We start from the raw sequence: 18,596 nt of genomic DNA on the forward strand, positions 1-18,596 counted from the left end.
CTATTTCGTCGCCTCCCCTGAGTGCGCGGCGACGAACCGTCGTCGAACACGTCCACGAATGCCGGTGACGACCTCGTAGCTGATTGTGTCGAGCGCATCCGCCCAATCCTGAGCGTGCGCTTCTCCCCTGTCCCCTGGCCCGAACAGTAGCGCCTCGTCGCCGACCGCGACACCCGAGCCGCCGCCACCGAGGTCGACGACGAATTGATCCATGCACACGCGCCCCACCGAGGGGTAGCGGCGACCTCCGATGGTCACCTCGAACCGCCCGCTGAGGCGGCGAACGACACCGTCGGCGTAACCGAGAGCGACGAGTGCGACCACGGTGTCTGCGGGAGCGGTCCAGGTGTAGCCGTAGGACACCGATTCACCTTCGCTCACCTTCTTGATGTTCGCCACCTGCGCCGACAGCGTCATGACCGGACGCAGCCCGAACGTTCCCAGCTCGGGCACCGGCGACAAGCCGTACAGAGCAATACCCGGGCGGACCATGTCGAAACCGAGATCGGGTCTGGTCAACGTGGCAGCCGAGTTGGACAGATGCACGACGGCGGGAGGTGTCCCGCGGCGGGTGGAGCGCCGCACCGCGTCTCGAAGCCGCTCCGCCTGGGCATCGTTGGCCGGATGACCCGGCTCGTCGGCGCATGCCAGGTGCGAGAACATTCCGATCAACCGAACGGTGCCCTCCGCGACGGCAACCGCCGTCGTGTCGAGGACGTCGTCGAGATCAGCTTCCGCGACCCCGTTGCGGTTGAGCCCGGTATCGATCTTGAGCGAGAGATCTGCGGTTCGGCCGACTCGACGCGCGGCGTCGACAACGGCATCGAGCTGGGCGGCCGTGGACACCGCGATCCCCACCTGCCCGGCGATTGCCGCAGCGAAGTCCGAATCCGTTCGATGCAACCACGCCAGCACCGGGACCGTGATTCCCGCTGCCCGGAGTTCGAGGGCCTCGCCGATCGTGGTGACGCCGAGCTCCTGCGCCCCCGCTGCCACTGCGGCGCGTGCGACTTCGACGGCACCGTGGTTGTATCCGTCGGCCTTCACGACCGCCATCACAGCGGCGTCCCCGGCGAACTGCTGCAACACGTGGACGTTGTGAGCCACTGCGTCGAGGTCGACGGACGCCACAGCGCCCGAACCCGTCCGAGGATCGGTCCTCTCGTCGTCGCAGCCGATAGTCACAACATTCGATAGTGCCATCCGGGCCGCCGATACGACGGATCAGGGTGCCACAACTCGTGACACACCTGGTGTCGGACGTGGGCCAAGCACGACCACGGTCACAGAGTGAGTGAGCGCACTGTTCGGATCGCGTCGGGAATGGCCTCACACAGCGGGCTCGCAGAAATGGGTGCTGCGAACTCTCCGCCCGAACCGTGAGCCGCACGTGCCGCGGCCAGGGCGTGGACCTTCGCTCCGCAGGCAGCCGCCGTGGACGGTGCCATTCCCGACGCGAGCAGGGCCCCGAGAATGCCCGACAGTACGTCGCCCGAGCCGGCCGTCGACGCGGCCGATCCTCCGGCATCGCTGACGAACGTGGTGCCGTCCGCATCGGCCACGATCGTCGCCCGTCCCTTGAGCAGAACGGTGACGCCCCAGCGCGCGGCGAGATCTCGAACCGATCCCACTCGGTCGGGTGCGGGGTCGGATCCGGTCAGGCGGGCGAATTCTCCGGCATGCGGGGTCAGCAGGGTCGGTGCGGCGCGTCCGGCAACCCAGCCTTCGTTCTGTGCGAGGACAGTGAGCGCATCCGCGTCGACGACCACCGGCAGGTCCGTGTCCAGAACTCGACGCACGATCTCCGCGGATTCCTCGTCGGTGCCGAAACCGGGACCGACCACCCACGCCTGCACCCTCCCAACCGTGTCGAGATCCGGGGCGGCAACGACCTCCGGATAGTGCGACACGACCTCTGCGCCTGCACTTCCCACGTAGCGGACCATCCCGGAGGTGGCCGCGACAGCCGCGCCCACGCAGAGCAGTGCGGCACCGGGGAACGTGGCGCTGCCGGCCAGGACACCCACCACGCCCTGCGAATACTTGTCGTCCGCGGCCGTGGGAATCGGCCACACCCGTCCTACGTCGGCCGGCTCGAGCGACGCCATCGCCGGCGCGGGCAGCTCGAGGCCGATGTCCACGAGTTCGATTCGGCCACAACGAGGTACGGCCAGTACATGCACAGGCTTGCGGGCTCCGAACGTCACCGTCACGTCGGCGGTCACGGCCGGCCCCGGTGCGGCACCGGTCTCCGCGTCGACTCCGCTGGGAATGTCCACGGCCACGATCGGTGCGGTGATCTGCTCGACCACCGCAGCCGCATCGGGCCGCAACGGACCCTTGCCGGAAATTCCCACAATGGCGTCGACCACGATGTCGGCAGGTCCGCACCGAGTCACCACTCGTCCGCCCGACGCTCGCAGGGCTGCAAGACCTTCGGCGTGCACCCGCGTCGGGTCGAGCAGAAGAGCCGACACCGAGACACCGCGGCGACGCAGATATGTCCCCGTCCACAGACCGTCGCCGCCGTTGTCGCCCGTGCCCACCAGAATCGTCACACGCCGTCCGGCGACGCCGCCCGTGCGCGCGGCCAGTTCGCCCGCCACGACGGTCGCCAAGCCGTACGCGGCGCGCCGCATGAGAACACCGTTGGGCAACGAGTTCAGCAGCGGCGCTTCCGCATTCCGGATCTGTTCGGGTGTGTAGTAACCGCGCATGCCGAGCGCTACTCGACGGTGACGGACTTGGCCAGGTTGCGCGGCTTGTCCACGTCGTAGCCGCGCGCCTGCGCGACCTCGGCGGCGAACACCTGCAGCGGAATCGTCGACAGAAGGGGTTGCAACAGCGTCGAGGCTGCCGGGATCTCGATGAGATCGTCGGCGAAAGGCCGTACGGCTTCGTCGCCTTCTTCGGCGATGACGACCGTTCGCGCACCACGAGCCTGAATCTCGCGAATGTTGCTCAGCATCTTCGAGTGCAACACCGCACGACCCTTCGGCGACGGCATCACGATGATCACCGGGACACCGTCCTCGATCAGCGCGATCGGTCCGTGCTTGAGCTCGCCCGCTGCGAATCCCTCCGCGTGCATGTACGCGAGTTCCTTGAGCTTGAGCGCGCCTTCGAGCGCAACCGGGTACCCGACGTGTCGGCCGAGGAACAGAATGGTCGTGGCCGTCGAGAGCTCTCGTGCGAGCGCCCGAACAGGTTCGACAGTCTCGAGCACCCGCTGCACCAACTCGGGCATCGCTTCGAGTTCGGCGAATTCACGCGCGACCTCGTCGGGATACTTGGTGCCGCGAGCCTGCGCCAACGCCAACCCGACCAGATAGTTCGCGGTCACCTGCGCGAGAAAGGCCTTGGTCGACGCGACGCCGATCTCCGGACCGGCACGCGTGTAGAGGACGGCGTCGGCCTCACGCGGAATCTGCGAGCCGTTGGTGTTGCACACCGCGAGAACCCGGGCCTTCTGATCCTTGGCGTGCCGAACCGCTTCGAGAGTGTCCGCAGTCTCGCCGGACTGCGAGATGGCGACGACCAGGGTCGATCGATCGAGTACCGGGTCGCGATAGCGGAATTCGCTGGCCAGTTCCACCTCGACCGGAAGCCGGGTCCAGTGCTCGATCGCGTACTTGGCGAGCAGGCCCGAGTGGTACGCGCTACCGCAGGCAACGACGAACACCTTGTCGACGTCGCGCAGTTCCTGATCGGACAGTCGCTGCTCGTCGAGCACGATTCGACCGTTGTCGAAGTGGCCGAGCAACGTGTCCGCCACTGCGGCGGGCTGCTCCTGGATCTCCTTGAGCATGAAGTAGTCGTGGCCGCCCTTCTCGGCGGCTGCCAGATCCCAATCGATTCGGAACGGACGCCCCTGCGCCTCGTTGCCCTCGAAATCGCTGATGTCGTAGCCGTCGGCGGTGATGACGACGACCTGGTCCTGGCCGAGTTCGACAGCGTTGCGAGTGTGCTCGATGAAGGCAGCGACGTCGGACCCGAGGAACATCTCGCCCTCGCCGACGCCGAGAACCAATGGCGTGGAGCGGCGCGCCGCGACGATCGTGTCCGCATGATCGGAATGGGTGAACACCAGGGTGAACGCACCTTCGAGACGACGCAGAACTGCTTTCGCGCTGGCCACGAAATCGCCCGCGGTCGGGCCATCGGCGTAGGCACGCGAGACCAGATGCACCGCGACCTCGGTGTCGGTATCGGAGAGGAACTCGATCCCGACCGCTTCCAGTTCGGCACGCAGCGGACCGAAGTTCTCGATGATGCCGTTGTGCACCACCGCGACCGTTCCGGACGCGTCCCGATGCGGATGGGCGTTGCGGTCGGTGGGACGGCCGTGTGTCGCCCACCTGGTGTGACCCATTCCGGTGGTGCCGACGAACGTATCGGTACCGATGTCGTCCAGTTCGGCTTCGAGATTCGCCAGTCGACCCGCCTTGCGCTCGACGGCTGTCGCTCCCGCACCGTCGAGAATGGCGATGCCCGCGGAGTCGTAACCCCGATATTCCATACGCCGAAGCGCCTCGACCACCACACCCAGAGCTGGGCGGTGGCCGACGTAACCCACGATTCCGCACATGGACAATCAGGGTACTCGGCGGGGCGCGCACGACCCATTCGCTCAGGTTGACGTGTCCGGTGTCCCCCTGACGCGCCGCAGTTCGGTAGCGTCATCTCTCGTGGCGAAACCGAAGAAGCTGGCATCTGCTCTCTCCAAGCGCGGCCCGCACAAGGTGCTGCGAGGCGACCTGGCCCTCGCCGGGCAACCCGGTGTCGTCTACACCCCAGCCGAGGGTTACGGCCTGCCCGGCGTCGCCTTCGCACACGGCTGGATGCTGCGTCCCAGTCATTACACCGACACCCTGAAGCATCTCGCGTCCTGGGGCATCGTGGTTGCGGCACCGGACACCGAGCACGGTCTCGTACCGTCTCATCGCGGCCTCGCCACCGATCTGGGCACTGTGCTCGACATCATGACGGGCGTTCGACTGGGCCCAGGCAACATCAGCGTGCATCCGGACAAACTCGCCACGGCGGGCCACGCGATGGGTGCAGGCACCGCAGTGCTCGCCGCTTCCCGACGATCGGACATCAAGGCCGTCGCCGCGCTGTTCCCCGCACCGACTGCGCCCTCGTCCGAGGACGCCGCAGCCGGCCTTTCCGTGCCGGGACTCGTCGTCGGAGACAACTCGAACGCCGATTCGCTCACCGACAACTCGCTCGCGCTCGCTCAGGCCTGGAACGGCCCGACCGTCCTGCGGCGAATCGACGGCTCGACCGCGGACGGTTTCGTCGAGGGTCGCCGGATTCTCGGCGCACTCGGTATCAACAAGCCCGACCGCAAGACTCAGCAGCGCACCCGCGCCGTTCTGACGGCCTTCCTGCTGTTCCATCTGACCGGTGACTCCGACTACGAGGAACTGGCCGGATCGACCGGCGAGATCGACGGCACCAGAGCTGTCGATCCACACGCGCCTCTCGACGCGCAGCCCAAGCCCAAGGCGTCTGCGTCGATCAAGGCGCTGCTCGGACGGGGCTAGTCCCGGCTGTTGTCAGACCAGCCAGGACCTCGGCCGTTCGTCGGGTTCGGTCTCGACGTGCGGTGGGGGCTCTCGCTGGTCGAGATGAGCCGGTTGCAGCACCGAGCCCGACCCTGGCTCGACGTCGGAGTCCGCTCCGCTCACCTCTGCTGAACTCCGTCCGCCTCGGTCGACTGCCGGAGCCTGTGCCCGACTCAACGTCTCCGCCGCCCGCCCCATCGCGATGCGGTGCTCATCGCGTATTCGATGCAACTCCCGACGCCACCCACTGTCGGTGCTCACAGCTCCCCTGCTTCACTGAGGCCCGCGCCGCTACCCGTGTCGGCGGGTTGCGGATCGGTGACCGGTCGATCCGCAACCACCGGATGCTGCACAGCAGGCTGCTCGATGTCGGGTGACTCCGGCGTGCACTGCACCGATGCATCCGAGTCGAATTCGGACGTGGGTGCCGGTTCGGCAGCCGGCACCGGTTCCGCAGATGGCACCGGTTCCGCCGCCGCGACGGATTCTGCCGTGGGTTCCGGTTCGGACGGGGGTTCCGGTTCGGACGGGGGTTCCGGTTCGGACAGCAACGCTGCAGCCGGGGCCGGTCCGTCCACCGCGTCGACGACACCGGGGACCTCGACGATCTGGGGTAGGCCGAGCGGTCCGATTCCGAGCTCGAACGAGCGAGTTCCGAGTCCGGGAGTCTCGAGTTCGAGAGACACCGTGCCGTCGTGTTCGAGTGCGATGCGGGCGCGATGCCCGTCGAGCTCGGCCTCGAGATGGCCGCGTTCGTCGCCGGCCTCGGGCCACGACTGCCCGGGCTGCGACAACGGGTCCGACTCGGGTGGCCGATCGCCGCTCACGTCCGGAGAAGCTTCCTCGGTGTTCTCGTCACCTGTCCGGCTGTCGACTGCCGTATCGCCTGAGCCCTGGAGATCTCCACTGTCGATCGTCTCGGTCAGCGCGTCGTCGACACGGTCGACGATCTCGGCGACGACTCGATCCACGAGTCCGTCCAGAGAATCCCCCAATTGATCGACGACACGACCGTCGGCGACCAGGGATTCGGCCGGATCCACGCTGTCCGATCCGGCGAGTGCGTTGCCGCCGGGTGGCGAGACGGCCGGGCCGACAGCGGCGGGTCCGACAGCTGGTCCGGCTCCGGAACCGACAGGCGTGGAACCGATCCCGGCAGGATCCGGGTTTACCGAAGAGCTGTCGGGCCCCGTCCACGGCGCTGCTGTACCGGGGGCGAGTGCCCAACTGCGCTCGTCGAGTCCGCCGAACGAAGGCTCGTGGACACTGCCCAGAATGTCCACCACCAACTTCAGACAGTCTCTGACGGCGGTGTCCGTGGCGGTACATGCTGCGAGGACGGCCTCGCATGTGCCCTGCACCCGCGGAACGAACTCGGTGTCGATCCAGCGCCCGCAGCGTTCGGTCACCTCGGCAGCGAACTCGTCGGAGACATCGCCGCTGCGCACACCGTCGTTCAGATCCTCGAACGCAGACGCCAATCGTGGGAACACCGACTCTCGATCGACCGGCAGGCACTCGATTCCCGACGCCAGCAGAATCGCATCGATCTGGTCGACGTCTTTGCCGTCCACCAGGTCGGTGTCGAGGCCGCCGACGAGCTCGGCCTTGTCGGTCACTGCGTCACGGAGAACGTCGACGGCCGCACACATCGTCTGGTGAGAATCTTCGATCGACGCGAGGAACTGGGAAGCCTTTTCCTGTTCGGCCGAAAGATAGGTCTGCACGGCATCCCCCGCCTCACCGTGCCAACGCAACTGCAGGACCCGGCGAAGCTGAATCTGCTCCTCGAGCTGATCGGCAAGTACTGCGGACACCGTCCCCACGGCGTCTGCATCGTGTCCGAGCGCACCGAGGTTCAGCCCACGCTGCTCGTCGTACCTGGCGCACATGTCCTGATACTGCGGAACCTCCACGCCCGGGACACGGCCGACCAGTGGCAGAAAGCGCTCGAAGAACAGCAATCCTTCGGCGTTCGCATCGAGAATCTCGTCTATCGACGCCCTGTCACCGGACGAGGCCGAAGGAGGTGTCACCGGGGTGACTCGATCGCGTACGCGGTGGCGTCGTCCTGTTGCTCGTACTCGTTCATCGCAGTGGTGAGGGCATCGGCAATGTCGTCGACCGCGAACCGCCATGCCCCGACGGCACGCCCGAGCCCGAGGTACGCCTGCGAGTACGCAGCGCCCAGGTCACCGTAGTTCCGTCCGGCCCCGGCTGCGCCGAAGCCTGCGTCGGCGACGGAATCGGCGGCGTCACCGAGCACTTCCGCCGACGACACCAATGCATCTGCCACCCCGCGAACCCGGTCCGCGTCCACCCGAACTCCGTCGCTCATACGTTCCCGTTCCCCCTCCGAGTACCCCTTTCTCACTATGACGTGCGCCGACTCACATCGGTTCCCCAGGGAGCGGTAACGTCCCGATGTGAAATGTCCGTAACAGGTACCTGAAGTGGCTGCACCAGCTACTCACCGAACGAGGAGTCCCATGCACATCGGAACGATGCTGAACTACAGCGGTGGTTTCAACGAGACCGTTGCCGAGGTCGCCGAGCTCGAGAAGGCAGGTCTCGACATCATTTTCGTGCCCGAGGCCTACTCGTTCGACGCCGTCAGCCAACTCGGATTCCTCGCGGCCAAGACGAGCACGATCAAGATCGCGTCCGGCATCTTCCAGATCTACACCAGGACACCGTCACTGACCGCCATGACCGCCGCCGGTCTCGACTACGTCTCCGAGGGCCGATTCGTGCTCGGGCTCGGCGCATCGGGACCGCAGGTCGTCGAGGGCTTCCACGGCGTCAAGTACGACGCACCGATCGCCAGAACCCGCGAGGTCATCGAGATCTGCCGCCAGGTCTGGCGTCGCGAGAAGGTGCAGTATCAGGGCAAGCACTATCAGATCCCGCTGCCGGCCGACCAGGGAACCGGTCTGGGCAAGCCGCTCAAGCTGATCAATCACCCTGTGCGCGATCGCATTCCGGTCGTCATTGCCGCACTGGGCCCCAAGAACGTCGAACTCACCGCCGAGATCGCCGAAGGCTGGCAGCCCATCTTCTACTTCCCGGAGAAGGCCGCCGACGTGTGGGGCGATTCCCTCGCAGCAGGCAAGGCCAAGCGTGACCCGTCACTCGGCGAACTCCAGGTCTTCGCAAGTCCGACGCTGGCGATCGGCGAGGACGCGGAGAAGTACCTCCCCTGGGTCAAGCCACATCTGGCGCTGTACATCGGAGGCATGGGAGCCAAGGGCAAGAACTTCTACAACTCCCTGGCTCAGCGATACGGATACGAGGCCGAGGCCGAGAAGATCCAGGACCTCTACCTGGCCGGCAAGAAGGAGGAGGCCGCAGCGGCAGTTCCCGACGAGCTCGCGCGCGCGGTCAACCTCATCGGCCCGGAGAGCTTCGTCAAGGAGCGGGTCGCAGCCTTCGCCGAAGCGGGTGTCACCACCCTCAATGTCGCGCCGCTCGCCGAGAACACCGCAGGTCGCGTGGCGCAGCTGACCGCACTGCGCGAACTGACGGCCTGAGAAACGTCAGACAGACGCGACCCGGCCCGCCAGCTCTTCGGCGAGCCGGGTCGCGACGTCGAGTTCGGACGCTTCCACCATCACCCGCACCAACTGTTCGGTACCGCTGGGGCGCAACAGAACTCGACCCGATTCCCCGAGTTCGCGCTCGGCCGACGCGACGGCGTCCGACACCGACGGTGCCGACGCCACCGCTGCTTTGTCCGACACGCGGACGTTGATCAGCACCTGCGGCAGTGTCCGCATCGCCGAAGCCAGGTCCGCGAGGGACCGCCCGGTCTGCGCCATCCGCTCCATCAGCCGCAGGGCAGTGGCAATTCCGTCTCCGGTCGTTCCGACTGCGGGCAGCACGACGTGTCCACTCTGCTCACCCCCGAGCGCGAACCCGCCGCGGCGTAGCTCCTCGAGCACGTATCGATCTCCGACCGCGGTGGTACGCAACGTGATTCCGGCCTCGCGCATCGCAATGTGCAGACCGAGGTTGCTCATCACCGTTGCGACCAACGTGTCGTCGGTCAGGTGGCCGGCGTCGTGCATCGCGATGGCCAACACCGTCATGATCGCGTCACCGTCCACCACGGAACCCGACGCATCGACGGCGAGACAACGGTCGGCGTCTCCGTCGTGCGCGATACCGAGGTCGGCACCGTGCTCCACGACGGCCTTCTGCAATCCCTCCAGGTGCGTCGACCCGCACCCGTCGTTGATGTTGATGCCATCGGGTTCTGCATTGATCGCCACGACCGTCGCACCGGCCCGTCGGTAGATCTCGGGCCCGACGACAGAGGCGGCACCGTGCGAGCAATCCACCACGACGGTCACGCCGTCGAGTCGATGCGACACCGACGAAGCGAGATGCTCGGTGTAGCGGGCTGCCGCGTCGTGCGCGACGTCGATGCGGCCGATCGCGGCACCGGTGGCGCCGTAGGGCTGTGCGTCGTTCCGGGAGCGCCCCTCGGGATCCAGGGCAGCTTCTATCCGGTCTTCGACGTCGTCGTCGAGCTTGTGTCCGCCTGCGGCGAAGATCTTGATTCCGTTGTCGGGCATCGCATTGTGAGACGCCGAGATCATCACGCCGAGCGCCGCGTCGTATTCGGCGGTGAGGTAGGCAACCGCAGGCGTGGGGAGAACTCCGACGTCGATCACGTCGACACCCGACGCGGTCAGTCCCGCGGACACGGCTGCGCTCAGCATCGCCCCACTGATACGCGGATCACGACCGACCACTGCCACCCGCCGGACGCCGTCGACGTTCGGTGCCAACACGGCGGCTGCGGCTCGCGCGATCGTCAACGCCAGTTCTGCGGTCAGAACCCCGCCTGCCAGTCCGCGAACTCCGTCGGTGCCGAACAATCGCGCCATGAACCAAGAACCCTTCGAGCGGAGAGAATGTGGTGGGAAACGCCTCGAGGGCAGGCGTCCGATTCTGCTGGATGCCTGCCCTCGAGGATGAAACGAGTAAGACGCGTCAGCGCTTGGAGTACTGCGACGCCTTACGGGCCTTCTTCAGGCCGTACTTCTTGCGCTCGACTGCACGCGCGTCACGCGTGAGGTAGCCCGCGGCCTTGAGCGGCGGGCGATCGTCGGGTGCGAGTTCGATCAGTGCGCGCGAGATGGCCAGACGCAGTGCGCCTGCCTGTCCCGACGGTCCGCCACCGTGCAGCAGTGCGACGATGTCGAAGGACTCCGCGCGGTCCACCAGAACGAGAGGAGCCTTGATCAGCTGCTGGTGCACCTTGTTCGGGAAGTAATCCTCGAGGGTGCGGCCGTTGAGCTTGAATCCGCCGGTGCCCGAGGACAACCGAACACGAGCGACGGCTTCCTTACGGCGACCGACGGTCTGGATCGGGCGATCGAACACGATCGGGGCCGGAGCCGCTGCGGCTTCGATGTCCGAGACGACCTCGGGATCTTCGACTGCCACGAACTCGTCGGCGGCGATCTCTTCGATGTTCTCCTGCGACGTCACGTCATTTCCCTCCGGCGCCGTCACTGGGACACCTGCTTGATCTCGAACGGAACGGGCTGCTGAGCGGCGTGCGGGTGGTTCGGTCCCGCGTAGACCTTCAGCTTGCTCGCGATGGCACTACCGAGCTTGTTCTTGGGGATCATGCCGACGACGGCCTTCTCCACGAGACGATCGGGGTTGCTCTCGAGGACCTGACGGGTCGAGCGCGACTTCAGGCCGCCCGGATGGCCGGAGTGGTGGTGGTGGAACTTGCCGTCGAGCTTGTTGCCGCTGATGGCAACCTTCTCGGCGTTGATGATGACGACGAAGTCGCCGCCATCGACGTTGGGTGCGTAGGTGGGCTTGTGCTTACCGCGGAGCAGTGTCGCGGCCTGGACGGCGAGGCGTCCGAGCACGACGTCCGTGGCGTCGATCACATGCCACGTCCGGGTGGTGTCCCCGGCCTTCGGGGCGTAAGTAGACACAGAAAATTCCTGTCTTCATGATGTCGCTGCTGGCCAAGACGTGTGGATGCCCTCGGCGGCCAGTTGAGACCCGAGGACAAGAGCTCGATACGCAAGTGAATACGCGGCGAGCCCATACACGCCAACGGGGAACGATACCGGGAGCGGACGCCCAGGTCAAAACGCCTCCGCTCGTCAGCGCAGGCGCACACACTGCACGCACCGACGGGCAGCGGGCAGCGCCTCGAGCCGGATCGCCGGAATCTCACCACCGCACCGCTCGCAGAAGCCGTACGTCCCGGCCGTGAGCCGCGACAACGCCGCACCGATCTCGCGTATCTCGGATTCGGTGTCGGTGATCAGCGCCGCGATCTTCGCTCGCTCGAACGCGATCGTCGATCCCTCGGGATCGTGCTCGTCGTCGTCGGTGGTGAGCCGCGATCCCTCGATCACCGACGCGAGTTCGCCACGAAGCGACTCGAGACGATGCAGGGAGCGCGACCGCTCCGTCCCGAGTGCTGCTGCGAAGTCCGTCACCACTCCAGTAGACACCGCGACGGACCGGCGTGCGACGAAACGACGTCTGCCCCGACCGATGTTCTCGGTCGGGGCAGATGCGTGGTGTCGAGACCGGTCAGCGAGCCATCCGCGCCTTGTTGGCCATCTCGACGCCGTGCATCGTCTCGCCACCGGTACGGGCGGCTGCGACGAGGCTCGACAGAATGAGGTTGAGCTCGTCGGATGCAGAATTCCACTGACGCTGCAGCTCGTAGTAGGACGTCATCGCGTCGCCCTCCCACGACTGGTAGAGCCGCTTCGCGGTGCTGTCCACGTCCCCGAGGAGGTCCTTGGTCACGTTCGCCTGCTTGTTCATCGCCTCTGTCAGCGCCGCGATCTGCGCGAAGTCGTATTTCATATCGGATCGGTCTCCTTGGTCGAGCGTGGTCGTGTGAGTTGTCGTGTGGTCACCGGATGCGGCGTCACTTGAACGAGGACAGTCCCGAGTTCAGGGATCCGGCCACCTGGTTCAAGGCCGACACGTTGTCGTCGTCGGCGTCCGAGTAGCCGTGGCCGTTGGTCTTGATGTCCGCGGAGATCTGTTCGAGCGCACTGCGCATCTTCTGCGCACTGGTGTCCCACTGGGCCATCACGTCCTGAAACGATTTGCCCGCCTTGCCGACCCACGCCTCGGCGGTCTGCTCGACGATCGAGCGAACGGCCGAATTGGACGCGTTGATCGACACGCTCAGGCCTTCGATCGTGGCTCCGGCAGCCATGAGCTCCTGCGGCGTGACCGTGACGCCGTTCGACGAACCCGTAGATTCCGGTCCCCCTGGATATCCCACTTCGACTCCTTGTCTTCGATACTCGATTCACCTGCACCCGCGGCGCACGTGCTGCTCGACCGAGAGGCCACTGTCGGCCCGCTCACTCCCCTACATCTCCTTGGACGCAACGACCCCTCGATTCGGTTCCGGCCGTGCGCGAAAAATGTGGGCCGCTCTCACGAGGCCGGAACGATGTCCAAAGTCTGCGTCGCCTGCCCGCATTCGACGTCGATCACCGCCGCGTCGCCTCCCTCGAACTGACAACCGATGCTGACCTGCAGGTCGGATTCGACGAACACCCGCCACAGCACCGTCGAATCGTCGATCGGCCTCTCGGTGTAGGCGATTCCGACGCGGCCGCCGAAATCTCGTGTGGATTCGAGAGATCCGATGGTCGAATCCGGCCCACGGGCATCGACGGCCGACCGGAGCTCGGCAGCGACCTGCTCCTGCGTCGAGCCCGGCAACAGGTCCGCCACGGTGACGACGATCCGACGCTCGGGCGGGGTCGGTGGAATCAGCACCATGCGGTCGGGGTCGTCCAGCTTCGTCCAGGTGCTCGGCAACTGCATCGACACCCGCCCGGACACGAAGGTGACCGTCTCGACCGGCGGTGGCGCATCCGCTGTCGTGGTCGGTAGCGGTGCGGCTACGGACGAGGATGTAGCACTCGGGACCACGACCGGCGAAAACGGTTGCGCTGCAGTCCCATCCGGCTCTATTGGAGACTGTCCGGCGAAATACACAGCTGCGCAGACGAATACGAGGATCGCCGCCACGGCACCCACGGCTGCGAACAAAGGGCGACGTCTTTTCTCCCGGGACCGCGGCGGCGCGGCGACGTCGTCGAGCCATGCCGCCGATCGCGTCGTCGCGGCACGTACCGACGGTGCCGGGACGAGATCCGCCCCGGCTCGCCGATACAGCGATCCGGCGACATCGAGACCGGTCAGCCATTGCGTGGGGTGATCGACGACGGGATCCGCTCCGATGGGCGCCCCCACCACGTACACCTCATCGGGGCAGCGCGTGATCGACGACCGAACGCATTCCCCGACCGCTCGTCGCCACGCATCGTCGTCACCGATGCCGAACGGAAGGATCGCGCCGGTGTCTCCGCCGTGCGCCCCCGACTCGTCGAGCACGACGACGGACGTATCGAGAGCTCCGACTTCTACGACCACCGCGGCCGACGGTGCCCGTTCACCCGACGACGCAACGGCGGCCTCGGCCGTCTCCACGAGCACCACCTCGTTTGCCGAGGTCGCGAACATCGCGCGAACGATGCCCACACGTTCCTCGCCCCAGGTCGACGGATACGCGATCTCGAGCACGTCGAGTCGGTCGTGTACGCCGGCACCGTGCAGGGCCGACCACACGATTCCGTGGAACACCACCTCTCGATCCCACACCGTGGTCCCGACCGGGATCGACGCATCGTCGATGCAGAGCAGCGGCGGTATCTCGTCTCCGGCTACGCCCCGGCCGAACACCAATCGGCCGCCCTCCTCGGTGGCGAACGCCGATCCGACGCTCTCTCTCGGCCCCTCGAAGGCTGCGCCCGTGGCGACGACGGAAATTTCCGTGTAGCCCAGATGCACTGCGGCATATCGCCACGAGTGGCCCGTCAACTCGAATGTCCGAGCTGGACGAGCGACTGGCCGGAGCGGTCGACGAAGACCCCGCGTCCGGGTGGCATGGCACTGGGACGGACCGTCCCGAGCAGGTTCCCCTCGTCGCGGCTTCCGCTCATGACCAGTCCCGGAGTCACCAGATCGCGCAACCGTCCGATCACCGGGTCGAACAGCGCCCGGCCAGCCCCGCCCGAACGACGCGCCACGACGACGTGCAGCCCGATGTCCCGCGCATGAGGAAGATGTTCCACCAACGGGGCCAACGGATTTCCCGACGACGTGGCAACCAGGTCGTAATCGTCGACGACGACGAACACCTCGGGGCCGTTCCACCACGACCGCTCGCGAAGCTGTTGCTGGGTCACGTCTGCTCCTGGCATGCGATCGGCCATGCGGCCGGCGAGGTCGACGAGCATGGCGGACAGCGTCGCCTGCGAGGCCGCGTACCCGGCCAGATGCTCCGAATCGACGGTGCCGAGCAGAGTTCGGCGGTAGTCGGCGACGATGAGTTTGACGCTGTCGGGCGAGTTCGCCTCGACGAGCGATCGACAGATTCCACGCAACAAGGAAGTCTTGCCGCACTCACTGTCACCGAACACTACGAAATGTGGATTCTCCGCGAAATCGACCACCACCGGCGCCAATTCGGCCTCGTCGATGCCGATGGGAACTGCGAGCTCAGGGATGCCGCCACGGGTTCGTGGCCACGCATCACCGAGCTGATCGAGCACCGCTGATCGTTCGAGCAGCTCCGGCAGCATCCGCACCGGCGGCGCTGGAGTTCCCGCAGATGCAGCCGCGATCGCAGCGACCGACTCACCGACTGCGCGAGACAGGTCGTCGACGGAACAGACGTCGTCCACTCGCGGAAGTGCGATCAGCAGATGCAGTCCGTCCCTGGTCATGCCCCGGCCCGGCCGCCCCTCGGGAACGCTCGCCGCCTTGGCGCGACCCATGTCCGAATCCGACGGGTCACCGAGTCGCAGTTCCAATCGGGTGCCGATCAGGTCCTTGGTCGCGGGCCGAACTTCCGCCCACCGCGAGGCGGTGAGGATCAGATGCAGACCGAAGGCGAGGCCCTGCGTCGTCAAAGTGGCGATCTGCTGTTCGAGACTCTCGAAATCGGACCTGATCGACGGCCAACCGTCGATGACGAGAAAGACGTCGCCGAATCGATCCTCCGGGTCGACGGGTTGCGTTGCACGTCGCCGTCGGAACTCGGCCATCGAGTCGATCCCGCGATCACGGAACGTCCTCTCTCGCTGCCGAACGACGCCGGCGACTTCGGCCACGGTCCGCCGAACCCGATCGACGTCGAGCCGATTGGCCACCGATCCGACATGCGGCAGATCGGCCAACCCGGCCAGCGTTCCGCCGCCGAAGTCCAAGCAGTAGAACTGGACCTGCGCGGGCGAGTGCGTCATCGCGAGCGCCAGGATCAACGACCGAAGCGCCGTCGACTTGCCCGATTGCGGGGCACCGACGATGGCGACGTGGCCCGCAGCACCGGACAGATCGACGGTCAGCAGATCGCGGCGCTGATCGAAAGGCCGGTCGATGATCCCGATCGGGGCGCGGAGGGTGCTGAGCGGACCGATCCGCTCCGTCAGAACCGATCCGGGCAGCAACCGGTTCAACGTCGGTGCGGTGTCCAACGGCGGCAACCACACCTCGTGGGCCGGAATTCCCCGACCCTGAATTCGTCCGACGACCACGTCGAGCACCGTCGCACCGGTGCTCTCGGAGTCGACCGGATCCAGTTCTGCCGCCGGCGCAGTGGCAGCCTCGATCCGGCCGACATCGATGGAATCGAGTGGTACCGCATAGGCGGTGAAGGGCTTCGGCCTGATGTCACTGCCGAGCGAGGGCCGCGCGCCAGGACCGGAACGCGGCGGCGCGTAAGGACCGGAGACGTATGCCGCAGCGAACCTGACGATCTCGGCCGAATCGCACTTGAGATAGCCCGCACCCGGCTGAGCGGGAAGGTGATACGCGTCCGGAACCCCGAGCACCGAACGAGATTCGTTCGCGGAGAACGTCTTCAGACCGATTCGGTACGACAGGTGACTGTCGAGACCGCGTAGTTTTCCTTCTTCGAGGCGCTGGCTGGCGAGCAGCAGATGCATGTGCAGCGAGCGCCCGAGCCGACCGATCGCGACGAACAACTCGGCGAATTCGGGTTGCTGACTGAGCAATTCCGAGAACTCGTCGACCACCACGAACAGGGCGGGCATCGGTGCCAGATCCGCTCCCCCGGCGCGTGCCCTCTCGTAGTCGGAGACGTTCGCGAAGTTGCCTGCCGAGCGCAGCGACTCCTGGCGCCGGTTCATCTCGCCGGCCAACGCGTCGCGCATTCGATCCACCAACGCCAAGTCCTCGGACAGGTTGGTGATGACCGCGGCCACGTGCGGTACCGATTCGAGACCCGCGAACGTCGCGCCGCCCTTGAAGTCGACGAGCACCAGGTTCAGCTGTTCCGGCGAGTGAGTCGACACCAAGCCGAGCACCAGCGTACGGAGAAACTCGGATTTACCGGAACCCGTTGCGCCGATGCACAATCCGTGCGGCCCCATACCGTTCTCGGCAGATTCCTTCAGGTCGATCTCGACAGCACTGCCGTCGGGGGCGACACCTATCGGTACCCGCAGCCTCTCGCGTCCCCGGCGCATCGTCCACGCTCGGTCCGTGTCGAGTGCGCCCACATCGGCGATACCGACCAGGCTGTTCCACCCCGAAATCCGGACTCCGCCGTCGTCGACCACATCGACGACCGACGAGGACGACGGCGCGCGGTACGGCGACAGGCGTCTCGCAACGGCGTGTGCTTGCGTGGTGCTCATCGAATCCGCGACGGCGAACACCTCGACCGTGGTTCCGCTGACCGCTCCGATCGACCCGTTCTCGGCGAACATCTGGATTCCACGCGATGCAGCCAGTCGTGGGCACAGGCCGGACAGATCGATGATCGTGACGGAATCGAGGCCCGTGTCGGTGAGATCGGTCGAACGGTTGTCGAGGAGCCCGCCGTCCACCACGATCACCAGCTGCACGACGCCGGCAACCGGCACAGCTCCACGCGCAAATCGATTCCGCACACTCAGCACGTCGCCCAGCGCACCCTCGAGTTCGAGAAAACTACCGAAGATCATCCGAGCGGACCCGGCCCCGTCGCGCAGAACGTCGTGCTGAGTGTGTGGAAGCCACTTGGCCCACTCCCACTGCTGCACGGTGTCCGGACCACAGACGATCGCGACCGCGACGTGGTCGGGCCCGTGAAAGGTGCACAGCGAGGCCAACATCGCGCGCACCATCGCGCGGGCACCGTCCCGGTCGCCCGCTACGGACAGCGCCGCGAACCCCCTCAGTGACACCGCGGTCGGCAGCGCGGGCACCACCGAATGCGCCCGCACGAATCGACGCAGGGACACCGCCGAAACCGGTTCGAGTTCCTCCACCGGCCCGGTCTCGGGCGGAACCAGTCGAGTGGCAAGCCGCTGATCCCCCAGGCCGACTCGGACGTGAGCGAAATCCGGATCCGACAGTCGCCGTTCCCACATGCGCTCGGTTCCGGCGACCGACCACAACGTATCGGGGCCCGGGTGGCTCCATTCGAGGGCTCGGCGCTGCGCGCGTTCGGTTTCCGCGACGTCGCGGCGGAGCTGATCGAGATAGCGGAGGTAATCCTTGCGGTCCTCGTTGGCCTCGGCGGTGCGCGCCCCGCCGGACTTCCCGCCGCCGGCCAACATCCCCACCATGGACATCAGCATCATGGCCGGGAACATCAACATCATCGGGTTCGCCGCTGCGCCGGAGGTGAACATCAGCGCGACCATCCCGACCATCGCGGCAACCATCACCAGCGGCATCAGCTTCATCAGCAGATTGCCCGGCACCGCGCGTGGGATCTCGGGCGGCGGCTGCAGGGTCACTTCCCCGCCAGGAGATCGAGGCACTTCCCGTCGGGCACCGCGAACGAAGCGCACGGTACTCATAGATCCGCCCCCACGGCCACGCCCCCAGAACTGCATCGCGGCAGCCTCCCCCCGAGGCTGCAGGACGACAGGCTAGCGCATCGAAGACCGGGCGGTCCACAGTCGGCGTCGCCACCCCGGACGGACATGA

The 18,596-nt window shown here is 66.4% G+C and carries 16 protein-coding genes; 2 read left to right on the top strand and 14 right to left on the bottom strand.

All coding sequences use genetic code 11. From position 1 onward, the window contains the following. The 3 genes from alr to glmS form a co-directional block, all read right to left on the bottom strand. Entirely contained in the window at positions 1-1,203 is a 1,203-nt protein-coding gene (gene alr / locus QM615_RS04860; protein ID WP_188078557.1) for an alanine racemase, read from the bottom strand. Between the two features lie 80 nt (positions 1,204-1,283). Then, positions 1,284-2,717 (bottom strand): NAD(P)H-hydrate dehydratase, encoded by a 1,434-nt coding sequence (locus QM615_RS04865; RefSeq protein ID WP_149405356.1) that lies wholly within the window; start codon positions 2,715-2,717, stop codon positions 1,284-1,286. 8 nt (positions 2,718-2,725) lie between these two features. Beyond that, complete coding sequence (glmS, locus tag QM615_RS04870) at positions 2,726-4,588, bottom strand: glutamine--fructose-6-phosphate transaminase (isomerizing) (protein WP_068051303.1); 1,863 nt, start codon at positions 4,586-4,588, stop codon at positions 2,726-2,728. Positions 4,589-4,688: 100 nt separating this feature from the next. On the opposite strand from glmS, the gene QM615_RS04875 reads away from it, so the two are divergent. After that, positions 4,689-5,549, top strand: coding sequence for a dienelactone hydrolase family protein (locus tag QM615_RS04875; RefSeq protein ID WP_149405355.1), 861 nt, complete (start codon positions 4,689-4,691; stop codon positions 5,547-5,549). Between the two features lie 12 nt (positions 5,550-5,561). On the opposite strand, the gene QM615_RS04880 is transcribed toward QM615_RS04875, so the two are convergent. From QM615_RS04880 to QM615_RS04890, 3 genes are read right to left on the bottom strand one after another with little or no spacing between them, the layout of a single operon-like run. Beyond that, a complete protein-coding gene (locus tag QM615_RS04880; protein WP_149405354.1) occupies positions 5,562-5,831 on the bottom strand; it encodes a hypothetical protein in 270 nt (89 codons plus the stop codon). After that, positions 5,828-7,606: a hypothetical protein gene (locus QM615_RS04885; protein ID WP_149405353.1), complete on the bottom strand. Its 1,779-nt coding sequence runs from the start codon at positions 7,604-7,606 to the stop codon at positions 5,828-5,830. The genes QM615_RS04880 and QM615_RS04885 overlap by 4 nt, the downstream gene beginning before the upstream one ends. Then, complete coding sequence (locus tag QM615_RS04890; protein WP_068051310.1) at positions 7,603-7,908, bottom strand: type VII secretion target; 306 nt, start codon at positions 7,906-7,908, stop codon at positions 7,603-7,605. Before QM615_RS04890 ends, QM615_RS04885 begins: the two co-directional genes overlap by 4 nt. 151 nt (positions 7,909-8,059) lie before the next feature. On the opposite strand from QM615_RS04890, the gene QM615_RS04895 reads away from it, so the two are divergent. Further along, a complete protein-coding gene (locus QM615_RS04895) occupies positions 8,060-9,100 on the top strand; it encodes an LLM class F420-dependent oxidoreductase (protein ID WP_037188278.1) in 1,041 nt (346 codons plus the stop codon). Between the two features lie 6 nt (positions 9,101-9,106). Here the strand turns inward: QM615_RS04895 and glmM are convergent, their stop codons facing one another. The 8 genes from glmM to eccCa all read right to left on the bottom strand — a co-directional run bounded on the left by glmM (position 9,107) and on the right by eccCa (position 18,466). Next, entirely contained in the window at positions 9,107-10,462 is a 1,356-nt protein-coding gene (glmM, locus tag QM615_RS04900; protein WP_149405352.1) for a phosphoglucosamine mutase, read from the bottom strand. A 106-nt stretch (positions 10,463-10,568) separates the two neighbouring features. Continuing rightward, positions 10,569-11,093, bottom strand: a complete 525-nt coding sequence (rpsI, locus tag QM615_RS04905) for a 30S ribosomal protein S9 (protein WP_032397516.1) — start codon at positions 11,091-11,093, stop codon at positions 10,569-10,571. Then, positions 11,090-11,533, bottom strand: coding sequence for a 50S ribosomal protein L13 (gene rplM, locus QM615_RS04910; protein WP_037188282.1), 444 nt, complete (start codon positions 11,531-11,533; stop codon positions 11,090-11,092). The genes rpsI and rplM overlap by 4 nt, the downstream gene beginning before the upstream one ends. 174 nt (positions 11,534-11,707) lie before the next feature. Further along, complete coding sequence (locus QM615_RS04915; RefSeq protein ID WP_094639189.1) at positions 11,708-12,049, bottom strand: TraR/DksA family transcriptional regulator; 342 nt, start codon at positions 12,047-12,049, stop codon at positions 11,708-11,710. A gap of 97 nt (positions 12,050-12,146) precedes the next feature. Beyond that, the gene (locus QM615_RS04920) at positions 12,147-12,428 is read right to left on the bottom strand and encodes a WXG100 family type VII secretion target (RefSeq protein ID WP_068051312.1); all 282 of its coding nucleotides are present in this window, start codon (positions 12,426-12,428) and stop codon (positions 12,147-12,149) included. A gap of 64 nt (positions 12,429-12,492) precedes the next feature. Further along, entirely contained in the window at positions 12,493-12,858 is a 366-nt protein-coding gene (locus tag QM615_RS04925; RefSeq protein ID WP_068051314.1) for a WXG100 family type VII secretion target, read from the bottom strand. 158 nt (positions 12,859-13,016) lie between these two features. Next, the gene (locus QM615_RS04930; RefSeq protein ID WP_149405351.1) at positions 13,017-14,471 is read right to left on the bottom strand and encodes a type VII secretion-associated protein; all 1,455 of its coding nucleotides are present in this window, start codon (positions 14,469-14,471) and stop codon (positions 13,017-13,019) included. Beyond that, on the bottom strand, positions 14,468-18,466 hold the full coding sequence (gene eccCa / locus QM615_RS04935; RefSeq protein WP_149405350.1) for a type VII secretion protein EccCa: 3,999 nt from the start codon (positions 18,464-18,466) through the stop codon (positions 14,468-14,470). The genes QM615_RS04930 and eccCa overlap by 4 nt, the downstream gene beginning before the upstream one ends. Positions 18,467-18,596: the final 130 nt, after the last annotated feature.

Source organism: Rhodococcus sp. IEGM 1341 (genome assembly GCF_030056895.1).
GTDB lineage: Bacteria > Actinomycetota > Actinomycetes > Mycobacteriales > Mycobacteriaceae > Rhodococcoides.